Origin of the sequence: Desulfallas sp. Bu1-1 (assembly GCF_015594625.1) — a bacterium.
GTDB lineage: Bacteria > Bacillota > Desulfotomaculia > Desulfotomaculales > Desulfallaceae > JADNRQ01.
Window position 1 is genome coordinate 229528 of the sequence record NZ_JADNRQ010000003.1, and the last position, 17517, is coordinate 247044.

The 17517-nt window shown below is 49.2% G+C and carries 22 protein-coding genes and 1 pseudogene; 21 read left to right on the plus strand and 2 right to left on the minus strand.

The window, feature by feature from the left end; genetic code table 11:
• Positions 1-2 precede the first annotated feature (2 nt).
• The 19 genes and pseudogenes from dapG to IT084_RS05390 all read left to right on the plus strand — a co-directional run bounded on the left by dapG (position 3) and on the right by IT084_RS05390 (position 15317).
• The gene (gene dapG, locus IT084_RS05300) at positions 3-1229 is read left to right on the plus strand and encodes an aspartate kinase (protein WP_195711790.1); all 1227 of its coding nucleotides are present in this window, start codon (positions 3-5) and stop codon (positions 1227-1229) included.
• A gap of 35 nt (positions 1230-1264) precedes the next feature.
• On the plus strand, positions 1265-2149 hold the full coding sequence (gene dapA, locus IT084_RS05305; protein ID WP_195711791.1) for a 4-hydroxy-tetrahydrodipicolinate synthase: 885 nt from the start codon (positions 1265-1267) through the stop codon (positions 2147-2149).
• Positions 2150-2441: 292 nt separating this feature from the next.
• Positions 2442-4106, plus strand: coding sequence for a ribonuclease J (locus IT084_RS05310; protein WP_195711792.1), 1665 nt, complete (start codon positions 2442-2444; stop codon positions 4104-4106).
• A 101-nt stretch (positions 4107-4207) separates the two neighbouring features.
• A pseudogene (locus IT084_RS05315) lies at positions 4208-4672 on the plus strand (ClpP family protease); the annotation flags it as partial.
• 172 nt (positions 4673-4844) lie between these two features.
• A complete protein-coding gene (locus tag IT084_RS05320) occupies positions 4845-5438 on the plus strand; it encodes an AAA family ATPase (protein ID WP_195711793.1) in 594 nt (197 codons plus the stop codon).
• Complete coding sequence (locus IT084_RS05325; RefSeq protein WP_195711794.1) at positions 5428-5727, plus strand: hypothetical protein; 300 nt, start codon at positions 5428-5430, stop codon at positions 5725-5727. Before IT084_RS05320 ends, IT084_RS05325 begins: the two co-directional genes overlap by 11 nt.
• Positions 5728-6587: 860 nt before the next feature.
• Positions 6588-6764 (plus strand): hypothetical protein, encoded by a 177-nt coding sequence (locus tag IT084_RS05330; protein ID WP_195711795.1) that lies wholly within the window; start codon positions 6588-6590, stop codon positions 6762-6764.
• Positions 6715-7182, plus strand: a complete 468-nt coding sequence (locus IT084_RS05335) for a putative toxin-antitoxin system toxin component, PIN family (protein WP_195711796.1) — start codon at positions 6715-6717, stop codon at positions 7180-7182. Before IT084_RS05330 ends, IT084_RS05335 begins: the two co-directional genes overlap by 50 nt.
• Before the next feature lie 116 nt (positions 7183-7298).
• Positions 7299-8330, plus strand: coding sequence for a stalk domain-containing protein (locus tag IT084_RS05340; RefSeq protein WP_195711797.1), 1032 nt, complete (start codon positions 7299-7301; stop codon positions 8328-8330).
• A 181-nt stretch (positions 8331-8511) separates the two neighbouring features.
• The gene (locus IT084_RS05345; RefSeq protein ID WP_195711798.1) at positions 8512-9534 is read left to right on the plus strand and encodes a M23 family metallopeptidase; all 1023 of its coding nucleotides are present in this window, start codon (positions 8512-8514) and stop codon (positions 9532-9534) included.
• Between the two features lie 42 nt (positions 9535-9576).
• Positions 9577-9906: a hypothetical protein gene (locus tag IT084_RS05350; protein WP_195711799.1), complete on the plus strand. Its 330-nt coding sequence runs from the start codon at positions 9577-9579 to the stop codon at positions 9904-9906.
• Positions 9907-10196: 290 nt separating this feature from the next.
• Positions 10197-10598 carry an IS200/IS605 family transposase gene (gene tnpA, locus IT084_RS05355; RefSeq protein ID WP_195711800.1) on the plus strand — a complete coding sequence of 134 codons (402 nt, stop codon included), beginning with the start codon at positions 10197-10199 and terminating at the stop codon, positions 10596-10598.
• A gap of 2 nt (positions 10599-10600) precedes the next feature.
• On the plus strand, positions 10601-11926 hold the full coding sequence (locus tag IT084_RS05360) for a transposase (protein WP_195711801.1): 1326 nt from the start codon (positions 10601-10603) through the stop codon (positions 11924-11926).
• Between the two features lie 334 nt (positions 11927-12260).
• Positions 12261-12725, plus strand: coding sequence for a DIP1984 family protein (locus IT084_RS05365; protein ID WP_195711802.1), 465 nt, complete (start codon positions 12261-12263; stop codon positions 12723-12725).
• 327 nt (positions 12726-13052) lie between these two features.
• On the plus strand, positions 13053-13814 hold the full coding sequence (locus tag IT084_RS05370) for a ParB/RepB/Spo0J family partition protein (protein WP_195711803.1): 762 nt from the start codon (positions 13053-13055) through the stop codon (positions 13812-13814).
• Positions 13766-14227, plus strand: a complete 462-nt coding sequence (locus tag IT084_RS05375; protein WP_195711804.1) for a hypothetical protein — start codon at positions 13766-13768, stop codon at positions 14225-14227. Before IT084_RS05370 ends, IT084_RS05375 begins: the two co-directional genes overlap by 49 nt.
• Positions 14211-14432, plus strand: a complete 222-nt coding sequence (locus IT084_RS05380; protein ID WP_195711805.1) for a hypothetical protein — start codon at positions 14211-14213, stop codon at positions 14430-14432. Before IT084_RS05375 ends, IT084_RS05380 begins: the two co-directional genes overlap by 17 nt.
• A gap of 21 nt (positions 14433-14453) precedes the next feature.
• Positions 14454-14615, plus strand: a complete 162-nt coding sequence (locus IT084_RS05385) for a hypothetical protein (RefSeq protein WP_195711806.1) — start codon at positions 14454-14456, stop codon at positions 14613-14615.
• Positions 14616-14660: 45 nt separating this feature from the next.
• Entirely contained in the window at positions 14661-15317 is a 657-nt protein-coding gene (locus tag IT084_RS05390; protein WP_195711807.1) for a zinc metallopeptidase, read from the plus strand.
• On the opposite strand, the gene IT084_RS05395 is transcribed toward IT084_RS05390, so the two are convergent.
• Both IT084_RS05395 and IT084_RS05400 read right to left on the minus strand, forming a co-directional pair.
• On the minus strand, positions 15294-15773 hold the full coding sequence (locus IT084_RS05395) for a Druantia anti-phage system protein DruA (RefSeq protein WP_195711808.1): 480 nt from the start codon (positions 15771-15773) through the stop codon (positions 15294-15296). The two genes, IT084_RS05390 and IT084_RS05395, sit on opposite strands and share 24 nt — an antisense overlap.
• Positions 15774-15981: 208 nt before the next feature.
• Positions 15982-16140: a hypothetical protein gene (locus IT084_RS05400; RefSeq protein ID WP_195711809.1), complete on the minus strand. Its 159-nt coding sequence runs from the start codon at positions 16138-16140 to the stop codon at positions 15982-15984.
• 406 nt (positions 16141-16546) lie between these two features.
• On the opposite strand from IT084_RS05400, the gene IT084_RS05405 reads away from it, so the two are divergent.
• Together IT084_RS05405 and IT084_RS05410 are read left to right on the plus strand one after the other, a co-directional pair.
• Positions 16547-16693: a hypothetical protein gene (locus tag IT084_RS05405; RefSeq protein WP_195711810.1), complete on the plus strand. Its 147-nt coding sequence runs from the start codon at positions 16547-16549 to the stop codon at positions 16691-16693.
• Between the two features lie 27 nt (positions 16694-16720).
• On the plus strand, positions 16721-17446 hold the full coding sequence (locus IT084_RS05410) for a response regulator transcription factor (RefSeq protein ID WP_195711811.1): 726 nt from the start codon (positions 16721-16723) through the stop codon (positions 17444-17446).
• The last annotated feature ends 71 nt before the right edge of the window (positions 17447-17517 follow it).

A 17517-nucleotide genomic window follows, 5' to 3' on the forward strand; every position in this document is an offset into this window, starting at 1 on the left:
AGATGAAATTTATCGTGCTTAAGTTCGGAGGCACATCGCTTGTTTCTCCCGAACTTAGGGAAAGGGTGGCGGGTAAAATCATCGCCGCCAAGGATGAGGGCTATGTACCCGTAGTGGTGGTTTCGGCTATCGGGCGGGAAGGCGATCCTTACGCCACCGATACTTTGATTAACTTGGTGAAGCAAACGTACCGGGACCTGCCGGGACGGGAAATGGATCTGTTAATGTCCTGCGGCGAAATTATTTCCGGGGTGATCATGGCTGCAACTCTTCAGGCCAAGGGTTATCCGGCGGTTTTTTTAACCGGCGCCCAGGCGGGAATTATTACGGATAAGAAATATACCGAGGCGCGCATTTTAAAGGTGCAACCGCAAAACGTGACGAAATTTGCGCAGGAAGGTTATATCGTGGTGGTAGCCGGGTTCCAGGGAACCACGGAAGACGGAGAAATAACCACGCTGGGCCGGGGGGGAAGCGATACTACCGCAGCGGCTCTGGGCGTTGCGTTAAACGCCGCTTATGTGGATATTTACACCGACGTGGAAGGGATTATGACTGCGGACCCGCGCATCGTTGAAGAAGCCAGGGCCCTGGATGTGATCACTTATGACGAAATTTGTCATCTTGCCCACGAAGGGGCCAAGGTAGTTCACCCCAGGGCAGTGGAAATCGCCATGCAAAAAGGCATCCCCCTGCGAGTCCGTTCGACGTTTACGGATTCGCCCGGTACGCTGGTTACCACCTCGGGGGAAGTATATAAAGGGACAATTGATATCACCAAGGATCGAATCATCACCGGTATTACGTATATTTCGGGCATCGCCCAATTCAAGGTTGGCATCAGCCCCGGCGCCGAGGGCTTAAAACAACAACGGCGCATGTTCAGAGCGCTGGCATTGGCCGGGATCAGCATTGACTTTATCAATGTACTGTCGGAAGTGATTTTGTTTACCGTTAAAGACGACCTCGCCGAAAAAGCGGTCAAAGTATTGGAAAACACGGGTTACGTCCCGGAAGTTATCAGGGGATGCGCCAAAGTTTCGGCGGTGGGTGCGGGAATGTCCGGGGTTCCGGGGGTAATCGCCGATATTGTCGAAGCATTAACAAAGGATGATATTCAAATTCTCCAGTGCAACGACTCCCATACAACAGTTTGGGTGCTAGTCAAACGCGAGGAGATGGAAAAGGCTGTCAGAGCCTTGCACAGGCAATTTAAATTAGCCCAGTAGATAGTGAGTGTCAACCTGAAAGGAAGGTGAAAGAATTGGCATTTGATTTTGGGCGAGTGTTAACGGCCATGGTAACTCCTTTTAAAAGTGATATGACGATTGATTACGAGCAGGTGAAAAAGCTGGCTCGCCATCTGGTGCAGTCGGGTTCGGACGGCCTGGTTGTAGCGGGCACCACCGGCGAGTCACCGACTTTAAGCAAGGAAGAGAAGATCGAGCTGTTTCGTGTGGTGGTGGAAGAAGTAGGCGGGGACGCAGTGGTTATTGCCGGAACCGGCGGCAACAATACCGCTGCCAGCGTGGAATTGACTCAGGCGGCGGAAAAAGTGGGAGCGGACGGCGTGATGCTGGTTTGCCCGTATTATAATAAACCGTCCCAGGAAGGGTTGTACCAGCATTTTAAAACCGTGGCTCAGAGCACGAATTTACCCGTGATGTTGTACAACGTTCCCGGGCGCACGGCGGTTAATCTTTTGCCTCAAACGGTGGCCAGGCTGTCTAAAATAGATAATATCATTGCTGTCAAGGAAGCATCGGGGAGCCTTGACCAGGTAAGCGAACTGCGGCGAAGTTTGCCCGATCACTTTGCTATTTATAGCGGCGACGATTCATTGACCCTGCCCATCCTGGCATTGGGCGGCAAGGGCGTGGTAAGTGTAGCTTCCCATATTATTGGCCCGCAGATCCAGGAAATGATCAATGCCTTTAATTCGGGTAATGTAACCATGGCCGCCAAAATTCACGGGAATCTGCTCCCCATTTTCAAAGTGTTGTTTATCACCTCGAACCCGGTGCCCCTTAAAGCGGCATTGAATATGCTAGGCTGGCAGGTGGGCGGGCCCAGGTTGCCTCTGGTTGAAGCCAGCCAGTCTGAAAAGGAAGCCATCAAGCAGGCACTTGCGGAAGCCAAGTTGCTTTAGCGTGGTGGATACAAATCGCCAAAGCGGCCGGGGACAAAAACTATTGCCTTTTGAAAAAATAATTTTTCACTAAGGGAGCCTTGAAAGGCTCCTTTGGTATTTTATTTATGATTGTGATTATGATAAAATAAAGACTCGCTTACCCTTCTTGTTCAGGGCAATAGGATAAAGTATAATGTATAAGCAAGTTTATTGAACGGCTTTATTTAAAACAGAATATTTTCCCGCCTTCTCCTAATTCTCACCTGAATTCTGATTACTTTTTCGATACTTGATATGCGGGAGGTGTAACATGGCGCGTGAACCTAAGATCTTTTTGATCCCCCTTGGGGGTCTTGGTGAGATCGGCAAGAACATGATGGTGGTGAGATACGGGGAAAATATTCTGGTAATCGATTGCGGCCTGATGTTTCCCGAAGAGGATTTATTGGGCATCGACATGGTAATTCCGGATGTTTCTTATCTCCTTGAGAATAGAAATATCGTACGGGGCATCGTTCTGACGCACGGCCATGAGGATCATATCGGGGCGCTGCCGTATGTGCTCCAACAAATTAACGTACCGGTATACGGCACTCGATTGACGCTCGGTATTTTACGGGAAAAATTGCGCGAGAGGCACCTGGCTGACGATGTTAAGCTAAATTGTGTTAAACCGCGGGACGTAATCCAGGTTGGGCCATTTAAAATTGAGTTTATTCGCGTATCCCACAGCATCCCCGATGCCGTATCCCTGGCCATAGAAACGCCGGTGGGGGTGATCGTGCATACAGGCGACTTTAAAATCGACCTTACGCCCGTGGACGGAGAAGTTACCGATTTTCACCGGTTGGCCCAATTGGGTGAAAAGGGCGTGCTGGCCCTGCTTAGTGATAGCACCAATGTGGAAAGACCGGGATACACCATGTCTGAAAGGGTTGTTGGACAAACCTTTGATGACAGTTTCAGACAGGCAACCGAAGGGATCATCATCGCCACTTTTGCTTCCAATGTACACAGACTGCAGCAGGCCATCACCACGGCGCACCGTTACAAAAGGAAAGTGGCTGTGGTAGGGCGCAGTATGGTCAATGTGGTGAATATCGCCCGGGAATTGGGATATTTAAAGGTTCCCGACGGGGTGCTGGTTGAACTTGACGAAGCCGGCAGGCTGCCCAGGAACCAGGTGGTCTACCTGACGACGGGCAGTCAGGGGGAGCCGATGAGCGCGTTAACCAGGATAGCCGGTAGGGACCATCGCCAGGTGGAGGTAATGCCCGGCGACACCATCATTATTTCCGCCACTCCCATCCCGGGCAATGAAAAACTGGTGGCCCGGGTTATCGATCAGCTGTTTAAACTGGGTGCGAATGTCATCTACGAGGCGGTTTCCGGCATTCACGTCAGCGGTCACCCCAGCCAGGAGGAATTGAAATTGATGATTAACCTGGTTAAGCCCAGGTTTTTCATACCGGTGCACGGTGAATACCGGATGTTGATTAAACACGCGCAACTGGCGCGGGATATGGGTATACCTGAATCTAATATATTCGTAGCCGAAAACGGCCAGGTGCTTGAATTGAGCAGGCGCAGCGGGCGTTTTGCCGGCAGGGTGACGGCTGGCCGGGTGCTGGTTGACGGTCTTGGCGTGGGGGACGTAGGCAATATTGTCTTGCGCGATCGCCGCCAACTTGCACAGGATGGAATTTTAATTGTCGTGGTTACCATCAGCCGGGATAGCGGGCTCATTATTTCCGGTCCGGATATTGTTTCCCGGGGATTTGTCTATGTCCGGGAATCGGAGGAATTGATGGAAGAAGCCAAGGAAAAGGTTAAAGTTGCGCTGGAAAAGTGCTCCGCCAAGAAAATGTCCGAATGGTCGTCGATTAAATCCCTTGTCAGGGACGATTTGAGCAAGTTTCTTTACGAGAAAACCAGGAGAAGGCCAATGATTTTGCCTATCATCATGGAAATTTAACGCCAAAAATACACAGGCCCGGCCTGTGTATTTTTTGTTGGTTTTTATACATACTAAAAGGGAACTTTTAGGATAAATCGCAGTAAGAACGGAGGATCAGCATGTCTTATTACAAATCATTCGACCAGGTGCCCGGTGTCTTTCCTTACCAACCCCCATCCCAGCCCGATCCGTACCCAAACCGGCCGGAACAGCCGCATGGCGAGCCGAATAAGGAAAAAACCAGGGTTGCGGGAAAATCCAAAAGCGCCCTGGAGTCGGTTAAAGAAATGGGCGCTACCCAGGTGCCCGAGGTGAAAAGCAATATCCATTGCCTGACCATTGTCGGCCAGATCGAGGGCCATCTTGTGCTCCCGCCGCAAAATAAAACAACCAAGTACGAGCATTTAATTCCCCAGTTGATCGCCCTGGAACAGAGCCCTGAAGTAGAAGGAGTTTTAATCGTTTTGAATACGGTCGGCGGAGATGTGGAGGCGGGCCTGGCTATTGCGGAAATCATTGCCAGCCTGTCCAAGCCCACTGTATCCGTTGTACTGGGAGGCGGTCACAGTATCGGGGTCCCGATAGACCCCTTGTCGCTACCCCCAAGATTAATATGGGCAACCCGCAAAAATCAAGGCTTTGCGGGTTTTTTTATCGGAAGCCGCCATGTTTGGGGCAGGTGGCGGCGGCGGACTCATCGCCCCGTCGTGTTAACCCGCTTAACGGTGGGGTTTTTTTTTCAGGAGGTGTTACATATTGCGAATTGCCATAACCGGAACTCACGGAACCGGAAAAACCACCCTTGCACAAGCATTATCCATCAGAACAGGTTTACCCCTGATTACCGAGCAGGCCCGCCTGGTTGCGGCGGAAATGAGTCTGACGGAATGCAACCAACTTCTGCGCAACCCGAGGCTGGCAAAAACTTTCCAATGGGAGATACTGGAGCGCCAGATTGCGGAACAAATGAAATATCCCAGTGGCTTCATTGCCGACCGCAGCGCACTGGACAGCATCGTGTATTGGCAGTTGTACCTGGGTAATAACCAGGATTTTAAAAGCGAAGCCAGCCGCTATATTTTTAAGGCCCGGCTCCACGCCTGGAAAAACCTCGATTTACTGGTTTATGTCCCACCGGTAGTATTGGCCGGCGAAGACGGGTTCCGGCTGAAAGACCGGCACATCGAAGTAGACCTGTTCATCCGGCGGGAAGTTAAACTTCTGCAGGAAAGCGGGAGAGTTCAGGTGATTGTTTTAAAAAGCGAAACCTTGGACGGGCGGCTGGCTGAAATCGAATTAGCGTTAGAAAAAACAAAATCACCCCAAAGGAGTCTTGCTCATGCAAAATGATTTCAGAAAAAAATTAATGGATTTAATTCAAAACCACGGCCCGGAGGCCGTGCTTATAGCGGCAAAAAAAGCCGCACAAAAGGAACCTTCCTTGAGTGAAGCAATTTATAAGGCCGAAGAAGCACTGGCCAAAATGCGCAGTTCAGTACACAACAAACAGCGTTTGGCAGCCGCGTTTTTCGAATTCGAGCGGGCGGTGCATGAAATGTTATCAGTAATCCAAGCAAAAGGCATCGCTTGCAATGAGGGGAGGTCAATGAAAATTGATCAAAGTAATAGAGCCACATGATGCCAAAATAGCAAAGTGCCAATATTCCCCGCAGTGGAGTGTCGCTACAGAAAGTTGGAATCGTGGTGGTTGTTATGCGTGAAAAAACAACAAAGGCCAAGCCAGCCAAAGCGATGCCCATGCGTGACCTCCTCCCCCAAATTCATTTATATATACCTAAAAAGAGAGAGCCTTTTATTAGCAAGGTTCTCTCTTTTTAGGTATATATAACAGTACTGAGGGGGATTACAGCCCCCTCGCGCTCCCTCGTTTTTTCTAAACTGTGGCAGCAGCTTAGAGGGCACAACCGAAGACCTCGGCAGGTCGAGGCCATTACGCCGTATGTTATGGTATTCCTGTACTTAATCTATATGCAATAACTTATCCTGTCAAGTTAGGCGCACAAGTGGCCTCTTTTTTATTTTTAAGGGGTGATAGTAATTGTTCCCGTAAGCTATAAATTGACAATATTGCAAAGACCGTGAGATAATTTTTTCAATGCAGCATGAAAGGGGGAGTAATATTAAAGTTGACTAAACCAGTTACGTCCAACAAAAACAATACCAAGGTAATTTTAAAATCATTATCCCCCATAAAAGCATTGCGAAGAAAGCGCCGTTTAAAGGCAGCCAGAGCACTTCTTGGAATATGGGCGGAAAAAGACACATCTTATTTTGATAAAAGTTAATAAACAATCTCAAAACTGTTTTAAAAAAAGGTATATGTCTTGTTAACCTATTAAAACGGAAACAAATTGCCCGGAGAAAGGCGGCTGCCGAAGCATTAAAGAGCATTTGGGCAGATAAGGATGATTCCCTTTTTACGGAGCGGTAACTAATCAATACCATATTAAGTAAACAAAAAGAGGTAGGTGAATTATAATGCTTCCAGAAAAAAGAATCAATAAAAATGAAAAAGATTTAAACAAAGCACGCCTTCTTTCAAATAAAATTACGAGAAAAATGAAAACCGCCGGCTTTACTCAAAAAGAAATAGAGAAGGATGTCCATGAAGTATATCGTGAAATCAAGCAAAATCGCAGTTCCAATCGTTATTGATACGAATATTCTTGTTCCCTCACTCTACATGGCCACACCATTGTTTAATTTTGTGCTATCCGGCAATCTTGTTCCTATCTGGAACGAATTTATGCGCTTGGAGGCTCACGAAATAATCGACCGATTAGCTCGTCGATATGTCGAAAGGGCTGATGTATCCGCTTCGGAAGTGCATTACTTACTTGACCTTGTTCTCCGACAAAAAGGCAAAGTACCGGAAATGCCGGATGATTGGCCACCACATTCACCGGACAGAGATGACGATCCGTTCTTGTGGGCAGCCATAGCCGGAAATGCGGAATACATTATATCAAGCGATGTTCGACATATGTTGAAGTTGAAAAATATTTATGGCATACCTATTGGAAAACCGAAAGATTTTTTTGGCTGGGTTAAAATAGCGTATCCAATGCCATAACAAGTTTATAAAGCCTAAAGCGGCTTTTTTTATTTTTGGGGGTGATAACCGGAACCAAAACAGTTGTTCGCGCGTCTAATAAGTAGTACCAAATTTTTCATGGAGGTGTATAAACATTGCGTAGATTTCTCGCTTTCGTGGGCTTTATTCTGGCCCTTGCCCTGCTGACCATCAATCTCCCGTATATAACCCATGCCAGCGCAGACGAGCAGGTTAACGTATACGACGAGCAAAAAAACCTGGTCAAAAGCGTGGTGTTCGTGCTCGGCCTCGACCAGTATTTCGTCAACGGCAAAACCCCCGGCGTCAAAATGGACGCCAAACCGTTCGTCGAACAGGGCCGCACTTTCGTGCCGGTGCGCTATCTTAGCAACGCCTTGGGCGTAACCGACGAACACGTCGGCTGGGAAAGCCCCAGGGTAACGCTGGACGAGCCCGGCTTCCCGGTGGTTGAACTGTCCGTCGGCAGCAAAACCATCAGGAGCAACGGTAAATCCATTGCCATGGACGTGTCCTCGCAGGTAAAATGGGGCCGCACCCATCTACCCGCCCGGTGGGTGGCCGAGGCTTTAGGTTACCAGGTGGAATGGCTGCCGGAACATAATATTGTGCTGTGCTGGCCTAAAGGCACGGAGAGGCCGGATATTAGCGATGTGGTTGCGCACATCAAAGGCGAAGTGCCGGTAACCCCGCCGGTACAGCAGCCGTCGGGAGAGGTAATCGACCTCACCGGCAAGGGTGAGTCCATTACAAAATATCCCTGGGCAAAGTACCTCACCCCCGAGTATAAAATTAACTGGCTAACCTACGAAGAATTCAACAGCAATGTGTACCAGCTGGGCGAAGAACGGTACGGAGCTTTAAAAACCTACGGTATGCGGGTGACCAAGGATGATGTGTATTTCACTCTGGAAGGCGGTTGTGGTAGAGTTTTGCTGTATGAAGGCGGCGACGTGCTCCGGGTGCGGGAATCCTCCGGCCCCACTGATGATAAATACGAATACGGTTACAGCGTGGTTAACGACCGCAGGGACAAATATTCCAACTGGCCCACCGCCGACATTACCAAGGTCAGCCACATCTTTTTAGACTGGGCGGATACCATACTGGCTGTCGAAAATCCCTTGTACCAGGGAGGGAACAAATAATGCGCTTTAAGCTGACACTATTTATACTGGCCCTTTTGCTGGCCGTCCCCTTTGCCGGGACGGCTTTGGCGTCCTAGGAACAACTGGTGCACCAGCAGTTTGGTACGGGTTACTATTCCACCTGGAGAGGTTCCTCCACCTGGGACAACGGTGCGCCGGGGGAACACAAGACGGCTACCTTATGGCGGTTCCCGTTCTGGAGAAAGGCAGCAACATCGTGGCCGAGCGCGAGCAGGTTGAACCGCACCGTGTCCCCTGGGCGCTCCTGGGGGCTTTGGACAGGGTGCTGGGCGACCCCATCGTGCACGGCAGACACGGGCCTGAAACGGAAGAAGGACGAGGCAGGACACCCGAACCCGAAAAGCACTTTACTGAACTGGAACCCGAACTCGAGTGGCAGAACTTTCAGCTTTACTATTACCACAGATGGACGGAGTACGAGTACGAGGACGGTAAACGGGTTGCCAAAACTTATACGGAAAAATACACTCACAACATAAGGCTCCTTACTTATGCCGATACCTATGAAGCCAAACATCACTACCAGTGGGACCAGAAAGTAATAGAGGAAGAAGATGAGGACAGCTACACGAAGATAATCGTACCCCAGTTAGTAGATTATTACAAAGAGGGGCCTTACTATGAGCGCCTTAAAAATTTGCTCGCCAGCTACGGATTGACCAAAGACATCGAATTTGAGCTGGTACTGAGATTGGCCATGAACATTGATGACAACTATTATGTTGACGCCAACCTCACCAGTTCTCCCCTGGAGATCACCGGAAGCACGGAAACCGGGTATTACGAGGGTTCCGGCGAACTGGCCTGGCCGCTCCGTGGTCCTATAAAATCACCTTTTGGGTACCGCGCCCACCCGATTACTAAGGAATACAGACTTCACACGGGTATCGACATCGCCTGTCCGAGGGGTGCTGAAGTCCATTCGGCCGGTGACGGCATTGTCATATTCGTCGGGAATAACGGCGCATACGGGAAATGTATTATCATAGACCACGGCAAATACCGGACTTTATACGGCCATTTGCTTTCGTACAAAGTTACACCCGGGGATGAAGTTGAAAAAGGCCAGGTTATAGCCAAAGCCGACAGCACGGGATGGTCAACCGGCGATCACCTGCACTTTGAAGTGCGGGCAGGTAAAAATAAAACACAATTCATTGATCCGCTAATAGTTCTGAAATAACCGGACCTTCGATGTCCGGTTAATTATTTTGGGGGTGATTTAATGCTTTTTACTATCGAAGTAACGCCTATTCCACCGGAGCAAATAGTAAACGCAACTCACAGCGCAGGAGAAAAAGCAATACAATTTGGTCAGGGCCTATCTGAGCCCCTGGTGGTCATGTCAATTATTGTGGCCGGAATAGTCCTGCTGGCGGGCCTTGTACTGGCGGCCCTGGGGGTAACTAAAAAAATTCTGGTCGCAGGGTTTTGCATTTTGTTGGGCGCGGCGATTATGTACATGTTTACCAATCAACCTTTGGAAATAGTAGGTATTATCAAGGGCTTCATTTTGAGTATATTCGGCTCTATCAAGGGCGGGGGTGCCAGTTGAGGGGAATGGAGCAAGCAATACTCCGCTGGGGCTGAAGCCCTACAGCTTGCAGTGGAGTCAACAGGGTTTTCCTGGAAAACAGTGGCCGACGCTGGTTGTTCAAGGCATTCCCCCCGCCACCTGTAGAGGCGGGGGAATCCTGCCGTATTTTCTGTTGAAGATCAGCCGCGCCGCATTTTTCCCACTTCAGTGGGGAGTTAGGCACGGCTAAATTTTTCCTCGGTTATCGTTGCTTACCATTACGCATATGTTACAATAGAAGAAACATTTAATAATGAGGAATACTAATCATGGAACTCCAACGTAACCGCAACAGTGTATTCCAGATCGGCTATCATTTTGTTTGGTGTGTCAAGTACCGGAAACCTGTTTTGACTGGTCAAATAGCAGAAGACCTCAAGGAGTTGTTTTTACACATTGCCAGCGACAACAATTTCACTATCGGTCAGATGGAAGTTATGCCCGACCACGTGCATTTATTTGTGACCGCCACGCCCAACCACCTGATTACCGACATGGTTAAAGCCCTCAAGGGCGTTTCGGCCAGGTTCCTGTTCAAAAAACACCCGGAGCTTAAAAAGCAGCTCTGGGGCGGGCACCTCTGGAATCCTTCCTACTATGTGGGTACCGTCGGGCACATCTCCGAAGAGACAGTCAAGAAGTACATCGAAAGCCAAAAGGCAGGCGATTAAAAATGCCGCATCTGCGCGGGTTCACAAAAACATTCCGGTACAACCTGCTTATGCCGGCCAGTGCGGAGGAACAGGCCGCTTGTACTATTACGCAGTACCGGCAGGTGGTTTATTATTATCTTCAGGTGTTTCAGGAACATCAAGAGATAATCGGGCACAGCCAGTGGCTTAAGATGGCGGAAAACTTGACGCACAGGACGGAGGATAACCCGAATCCGGAGTATCCTTTCGACGAAGAGTTTCCCAATTTCCCCTCCGGCTTCCGAAGGAACGCCATCGCCGAGGCCCACGGCAAGGCCCTGGCATGGAGAACCAGCTACGAAAAGTGGGAGGAAAGAAAGCGCAAGCACGAAGAGAGGAATGCCAGGCGCATCGCCGCCGGGAAAAAACCCATCGAGTTTACGGAGCGTCCGCCGCAATATCCGGAGGACGACAACTGCTGGTTGTCCTACTACGGCACCGAGTACAAGTGGGAAGATTCCCACCATATAATGCTCAAAATGTTCACCGGCAGGTTTTACACCTACCGGAAAGTCGCACTCTTGCAGCCGTTTGTCGCCCCTCCGGATTACGCCGCAGGTTCTCCCATGCTGGTGAAAAAACCGACCGGCTGGGAGCTGCACGTCCCGGTTGTGCGGGTGGCGAGGCTGAACCTGAAGAAAATTGAGAAGCTTGTTAAAGACCCATCTCTTAAAATCTGCCTGGTCGATCTGGGAATGAAGCGCCACGCGGTGATGACCATCCAGGATACCAACGGCAGGGTCCACGCGGCGAAGTTTATCTCCGGCGCGAAGGACAACCACCTTAGGAAGCGGTACCTGGAGAAGATAGTCAACTTGCAAATGCAGACAAAGACGATTCCCGAGGGGAAACACTTTGCAAAGTACCTGTGGGACAAGATATCCAACCTGAACGATGATATAGCTCACCGGGTATCCCGGGAAATCGTAAATTTTGCTAAACTTCACAGGGCCAAAATCATCGTTTTCGAGTATTTAGGCGACCTCAAGCCGTCGAAGGGCAGCAAATCTCACTGGCTTAACCAGAAGTTCAACCACTGGGTCAAAGGCCGGATATTCCGGTACACGCGCTACAAGGCACTACACGAAGGTATAATCACGTGCCGGGTACCGGCCAAAAACACTTCCACCCGGTGCCCGTACTGCGGGATGTTGACCGTCCAGCGGTACAACAAGGGCCGGGACGGGAAGGAAATTAAAGGTGTCGACCTGGCGAAGTGTACTAATTGCGGAGTGCGTGACATAAATTCCGATTTTGTGGGCGGTTTGGGCATCGGGACTGCGTTCCGGCTCAAGCACTGCTTATAAAAATTTTATCTCGCGCCGGGCGGGCTCCAATCCCAACCGGAAGACCTCTCCGGCAACGGAGGGGCGTCCATGCCACCTACACGGTGGTATTGTGGATAAGGCACGAACCCGCTAGTTGCTTGCACCCGGTAAGATACGGCGTAATCCGACGCGGCAGGTCCATCTCCCGTCGGTATGCAGTCGGGCCTACGGCCCAGGGACTTCTACGACCGCGTACCCGGGGCAGGCACGAAGTTCACGGGAAGTAAAACCCGGAATCCTCTGACTTCAGTCAGGGGAGGTTCAATTTTCTCATCACGCAGTTTCTGTTTAATATTAAGGAGGAGAGTATAAAATGAAGCTGGCGGAAGCTTTGCTTGAGCGTAAGCGCATCAAGGAAGAAATTTACGCCCTGCGCATGCGGGCCATTGCGGACGCCCGGGTGCAGGAAGGTGATAAACCTTCCGAGGACCCGGCGGAACTGGCGGAACGGATTATGAACCTGGCTGACCGGCTGGAAAAGATAACGGTGGCCGTTAACCGCACCAATATGGTAGCTAAGCTATTGGATGGCCGTACGCTAATGGAAGCCATAGCTTGCAGGGATATATTAAAGCTTAAGTGCGAGGTGGCGAAGGACCTGGCCGACGCCGCAGCTGGCAGCAAGGAATACCGTACAATGCGTTCGGAGATAAAGTTTGTTCCTGCTGTTGATGTAGCCTTCTGGCGAAAAAAGGCCGACGGGTACGCAAAGGCTTACCGGGAGCTGGATGCGGCCATTCAGGCCGCGAATTGGAGCGTGGACATGCTAGAAGAATAACCGAATTTTAGGTGTAACCGAGATTGCTGCTGAGAGCGTCCCCTTGAACCGGAGGGGTAATCCGGGATTTTACAACGGTCTGTTCTGAAAACAGGCTTGGCGTTTAAAGCGCACAGGGCACAGGGCACATGCGTATTAGGTATTGTGTAAAGCGTATTACCTGGCGCTGGCACAATTTCGGTGAGGGAGGGAAAGAGGGTTATTAACAGATTTTGGGTTGGAGACTTGTCAACTACCTACCGCCTATAGGCGGGGGACTTCTGTGTCAAATATTTGGGTTAAACCGGGTACACGTGTGCCCGGTTTTGTTTTTTTGGAGGTGATTTTGTGAACCAGGTGCCCATTCAATTGCTAAAGCCTCATCCCAAAAACAAAGAATACTATCCTGATACCCTGCCGGAAAATTTATGGAATGAGCTGGTTCGGGATATACGGGAGAACGGGGTAATTAACCCGTTAATCATAACGCCCGACTACACCGTGCTGGCGGGCCACCTGCGGCTGGAGGCGGCACAACAGGCGGGGCTGACCCACGTACCAGTGGTTATCAGGGACGTTGATCCGGACAGTGATGAGGCGGTGGAATTGTTTATCAAGGACAACTTGTTAAGGCGACAGCTGAACGACATGCAAGTAGCAAGGTTGGTACGGGCATTAAAGGAAAAACATGGAGTTAAAAGAGGTAGGCCAAATAATGGTAATAATAACATTATAAAACAGGACAAAATGTCCGAATTAATTGGTCTGAACGAAAAACAATTGAGGCGGCTCGACAAACTCAACGACCTTATTCCCGAACTCCAGTCGCTGATCGAATCCGGCAAACTGGGAACCACTGCGGCTTACGAACTGGCCTTCTTAACCCCGGAAACACAGAAGCAGTTGCTTGCCGTTTACGGCGAAAGTATTTCCGACTTAAAACAATTTGAAACAAAGGAACTCCGAAAGAAAATTGAAGAGAAGGAACAACTGGAAAAAGAATTAGAGAAAGCCCAGGCTATCGCAAAAGAAATGAAAACTACAAAAAAGCTCATCAGGCGGTGGAAGAAAAACTGCGCAAGGACATTGCCGACAGGGACAACAGAATAAAACTTCTCCAGGAGCAGATCGTGGAATTAAACAAGAAAATAGCCGAACTGGAATCCCGCCCACCGGAAGTAATCGAGAAAGTGCCTGATGATTACGAGGCGCTCAAGCAGACAATCAAAACTTTAAAAAAGGAAAAAGAACAGGCCGAATCGGAGCTGCTCGGCCTGACCAGGGAGCAGATCGAACAAAAAGACCGTTACTGGGTGCGAGATATTATAACAAAGATGTCACAGGATATGGGCAGATACATTATAAAATTGCGCTACGAAATGGGGAGGCGTTCTATGGATGCGGTTGCCTATAAAGATATTATGGACTGCGCCGACCTTTTAACGAAAATTGCCGGTGAGCTGCGGGATATGGCTTCACTGGAAAAGAAAGCAGGGGGTGATTATATTGAAATCGTTGTTTGACGATTTGCTGTCCGCAAAAACTTTTCCACCCCCGGATTTTTCAAACGCACGTATTACAGTTTTCTGGAAATTAATCATGCCCATGAAGAATACGCTTTGCTTGAAAAGTGGCTGCCGAAAATCGAGAAGCACCATGGGGCTGATGATGGAGATGGAGCCGGAACTGGCGCTGGAACAAATGGATATTAACGCTCTTGTTCCCTGAGCATGTCAAGGAGCACGAAAAATGCTAGTGATTTTTACAGTTAACAACATTTGTTTTTTAACGGCACTGTTGCTTTATCTCTATTTCAGGGGAAGCGACGCGAAGGGGATGTATCTGGCCGGCAGCACGATTGTATTATGCGCAATCACCAACAGTTTGTTGCTGTTGGTCAACCAACTGTAGGAAAAAGATTCACTGCGGCGAATATTTCACACAGGGGTGGCCGCAGTGAAAGAATTATTGTTAATTGCCGTTTGCTTACTTCCCTGGGGAGTGATGATTATTTTGTTGCACTGGATAAGCCGTTATTGGGAAATGCGGAAAGTCCTATTCCCGGTTGGATGTAAAGAACTGGCCGATACTTTGCTGAAAGAAAATGCCTTGAATTACCGGGTTGTATGCGAAGCTAAGACCGCCGGGCGGTGCGATTTCAAACACAAAACTATCCACCTGAGCTACGGCGAGGACAAAAAACATCTTGCCGCAGTATTTCAGGCGGCTCACGAAACGGGGCACGCTGTTCGTGGCCCGTCCTTGCTAACCAGAATATTACCCGTTTTCTGGGGCCTTTATATGCTCTGGCTTCTATTATGTTTTGTAGTTGGGTTTGTCTGGGATGAAGCGGCATGGTTGGTAATTGCCTTGCCGATGGCAGCTCTTTTCGGGATACGAACTGTTGACAGTTGGTTCGATGAATTGGGAGCTACAAGGTTTGCGAGGACGGTGCTTGACCGCCTAACACCGGGAAAGACGGAAAAATTGGCGATTCGTATTCATTTCGCGGCGTATTGCTTAACTCACATAGTGCTCCCCGTATCCTTTTCGCTGGCTCTTTTGATCTGCGGGCGGATTTTCTGGCAATTAGGGTTGGATTGGGGTGGTTAACTTGTTACCTGATTTTTCCCCAGGGCTGTTTTGGCTGTTTGAGCGGTTTGTTTTTATGTCTGCACTAAAAAGCAGTTTTAGGGTGCGCGAAAGTAAGTGGGAGGCAAGGTTTCGAATCTTGACCCACGGCAAAATAAGAAATCGGTTGTTGTTGACCACATGAGGCAGCAATTTGCGTTTTTGCTCCTCTGTCCACCCAAGGAAGGCGTCCCGGACGCCGACCCGCATGGCTGCCCGGTTATAGCTTAGAGCGGCTATGGGGGTATCCTGATGGAAGACCAGGTGCTTTACCCGGGGGCCTATCATTTTCTCGTAGCCGAGGTAATGGTATTTTCGTACCATGTGGTCCCACACCGGCTCCAGGGGTGTCTTGTTGACCAACCGGATTTTCAGCGGGAGATAATCCTTGAGTTTTCCGACCAGTGGCCGTGTGTTCAGTAAATTGTTATCGTTCATATCTGCCACGTGTTCGGTATTTGATTATTTGTTTGCTTGATTTGTTTGCGTCACCGAACCCTGAGGTTTATTGTACCATGTAAAGTTGGTTTTGTCCAGAGTTAAATTATATTACGCTGTAGTATTAGATGAAATGTTTATTTTGCCTTTAAGTTTTTTGTTGGAAACTGTCAATATAAATGTTCAGAATAACAAATTGATATAAATTTCATAATTCAAACCCCACCCACCTACAACCCGCATATTCCCCCGCGTCGTCCACGTCGTAAACTTCACCCGGCTCTGAATCCTGGGCCTCCACGAAACACACCCCCGGCACACCACAAGGCACGCCGGGGGCTGCATATACGGGACGTTTTCCATCCATAGCATCCCCAGCCCTACATTTTTATACAAAGCAAAACGCCCCACGGAGGAGGTAGGGGCGTAATAAATAGGGAAGGGAAGAGTATTTCAAATGCCTCCATTATGTTACCTGATGTCATATTAATATTCTGTCGGAGAAATGACAACTTCATAAGAAATGTCGAAACTTATCCTTCACCTCAAACCTCACCCAACTACAAACCGCATATTTCCCCCGGGGTGTCAATGTGGTGCATTTCACCCGGCCCCGGATCCGGGACAAATTAATATAGCCGCCGGCCTTTCCCAATTGGTATTAATTATACGCATTTCCGGTGGCTCGATGGTTCAAGACCGTCATCGCCCACCAAGAGAAAAGCCTCCGGAAAAACCGGGGGCTTTTGTTGTGTTTGCACGGCGAGGTCTGAATGAAGCTGAAGGAAGAGTTGGGATGGATGGAAAATTTGGGTGCCGGGCGCCATTCTAAAAGAAGGAAACCTTATGCTGGATGCGTAATACTTTATAGTCGTATTTTTGACAAGGAAGCAACAAATGGGATGGAAATAACTTGCTAAAGCTGGGATTATTGGGGGTGAATTTGGTTGGCGCATAAAATTCTGGCGGTGGATGACGACCCCAAGGTGTTAAAAATATTAAAGCATACCCTGACCAGTGAAGGGTTTGAAGTGCACTGCGCGGGCAACGGTTTTGAAGCGCTCGATATGGCCAGGGAGATCCGGCCCGATTTGGTGGTGTTGGATTTAATGATGCCGGGTATGGATGGTTTTGAAACGATGCAGAAGTTAAAGGAGTTTTTGGATGTACCCATGATTATGTTGTCCGCCCGCGGCGAAGAGATCGACCGGGTGGTTGGCTTTCGCATGGGGGTGGATGACTACCAGGTCAAACCCTTCAGCCCTATGGAATTGTCCCTGCGCGTCAAGGCGGTATTGAGGCGCAGTGTAATGGTTAAAGAAAAAGAGAACCCGGGCACCAAAAAGGTGCTCAGATTTGACCGGTTAATTATTGATTACAATAAGCGCCTGGTGCAAAACGGCGATAAAATCATCAATTTAACCCCCAAGGAATTTGAGTTGTTGTGGTTGATGGCCTCTCACCCCAACCAGGTTTTTACCAAATCGCACCTTTTAAACGTGATCTGGGAAAGTACATATGAAGGTGATGACAATACGGTAAACGTGCATATTCGCCGGCTACGCGAAAAAATAGAGGACAACCCGTCCAAACCCACCTATATAAAGACGGTATGGGGCACGGGTTATAAATTTGAATACCAATGCATCCTTGGCGGCGATCAACAGGAATAATAGCCAGCCCTGGTTATAAAAAGACACCAGGGCTGGTCTGTTTTTCGGCCGTCACAATATATTGATATTAA

What these genes read in the sequence shown, in the direction of transcription:
- dapG (WP_195711790.1), top strand. Translation starts at nt 3, where the DNA reads ATGAAATTTATCGTGCTTAAGTTCGGAGGCACATCGCTTGTTTCTCCC.
- IT084_RS05310 (WP_195711792.1), top strand. Translation starts at nt 2,442, where the DNA reads ATGGCGCGTGAACCTAAGATCTTTTTGATCCCCCTTGGGGGTCTTGGT.
- IT084_RS05325 (WP_195711794.1), top strand. Translation starts at nt 5,428, where the DNA reads ATGCAAAATGATTTCAGAAAAAAATTAATGGATTTAATTCAAAACCAC.
- IT084_RS05330 (WP_195711795.1), top strand. Translation starts at nt 6,588, where the DNA reads ATGCTTCCAGAAAAAAGAATCAATAAAAATGAAAAAGATTTAAACAAA.
- IT084_RS05335 (WP_195711796.1), top strand. Translation starts at nt 6,715, where the DNA reads ATGAAGTATATCGTGAAATCAAGCAAAATCGCAGTTCCAATCGTTATT.
- IT084_RS05345 (WP_195711798.1), top strand. Translation starts at nt 8,512, where the DNA reads ATGGCGGTTCCCGTTCTGGAGAAAGGCAGCAACATCGTGGCCGAGCGC.
- IT084_RS05350 (WP_195711799.1), top strand. Translation starts at nt 9,577, where the DNA reads ATGCTTTTTACTATCGAAGTAACGCCTATTCCACCGGAGCAAATAGTA.
- tnpA (WP_195711800.1), top strand. Translation starts at nt 10,197, where the DNA reads ATGGAACTCCAACGTAACCGCAACAGTGTATTCCAGATCGGCTATCAT.
- IT084_RS05360 (WP_195711801.1), top strand. Translation starts at nt 10,601, where the DNA reads ATGCCGCATCTGCGCGGGTTCACAAAAACATTCCGGTACAACCTGCTT.
- IT084_RS05365 (WP_195711802.1), top strand. Translation starts at nt 12,261, where the DNA reads ATGAAGCTGGCGGAAGCTTTGCTTGAGCGTAAGCGCATCAAGGAAGAA.
- IT084_RS05385 (WP_195711806.1), top strand. Translation starts at nt 14,454, where the DNA reads ATGCTAGTGATTTTTACAGTTAACAACATTTGTTTTTTAACGGCACTG.
- IT084_RS05395 (WP_195711808.1), bottom strand. Translation starts at nt 15,773, where the DNA reads ATGAACGATAACAATTTACTGAACACACGGCCACTGGTCGGAAAACTC.
- IT084_RS05400 (WP_195711809.1), bottom strand. Translation starts at nt 16,140, where the DNA reads ATGGATGGAAAACGTCCCGTATATGCAGCCCCCGGCGTGCCTTGTGGT.
- IT084_RS05405 (WP_195711810.1), top strand. Translation starts at nt 16,547, where the DNA reads ATGAAGCTGAAGGAAGAGTTGGGATGGATGGAAAATTTGGGTGCCGGG.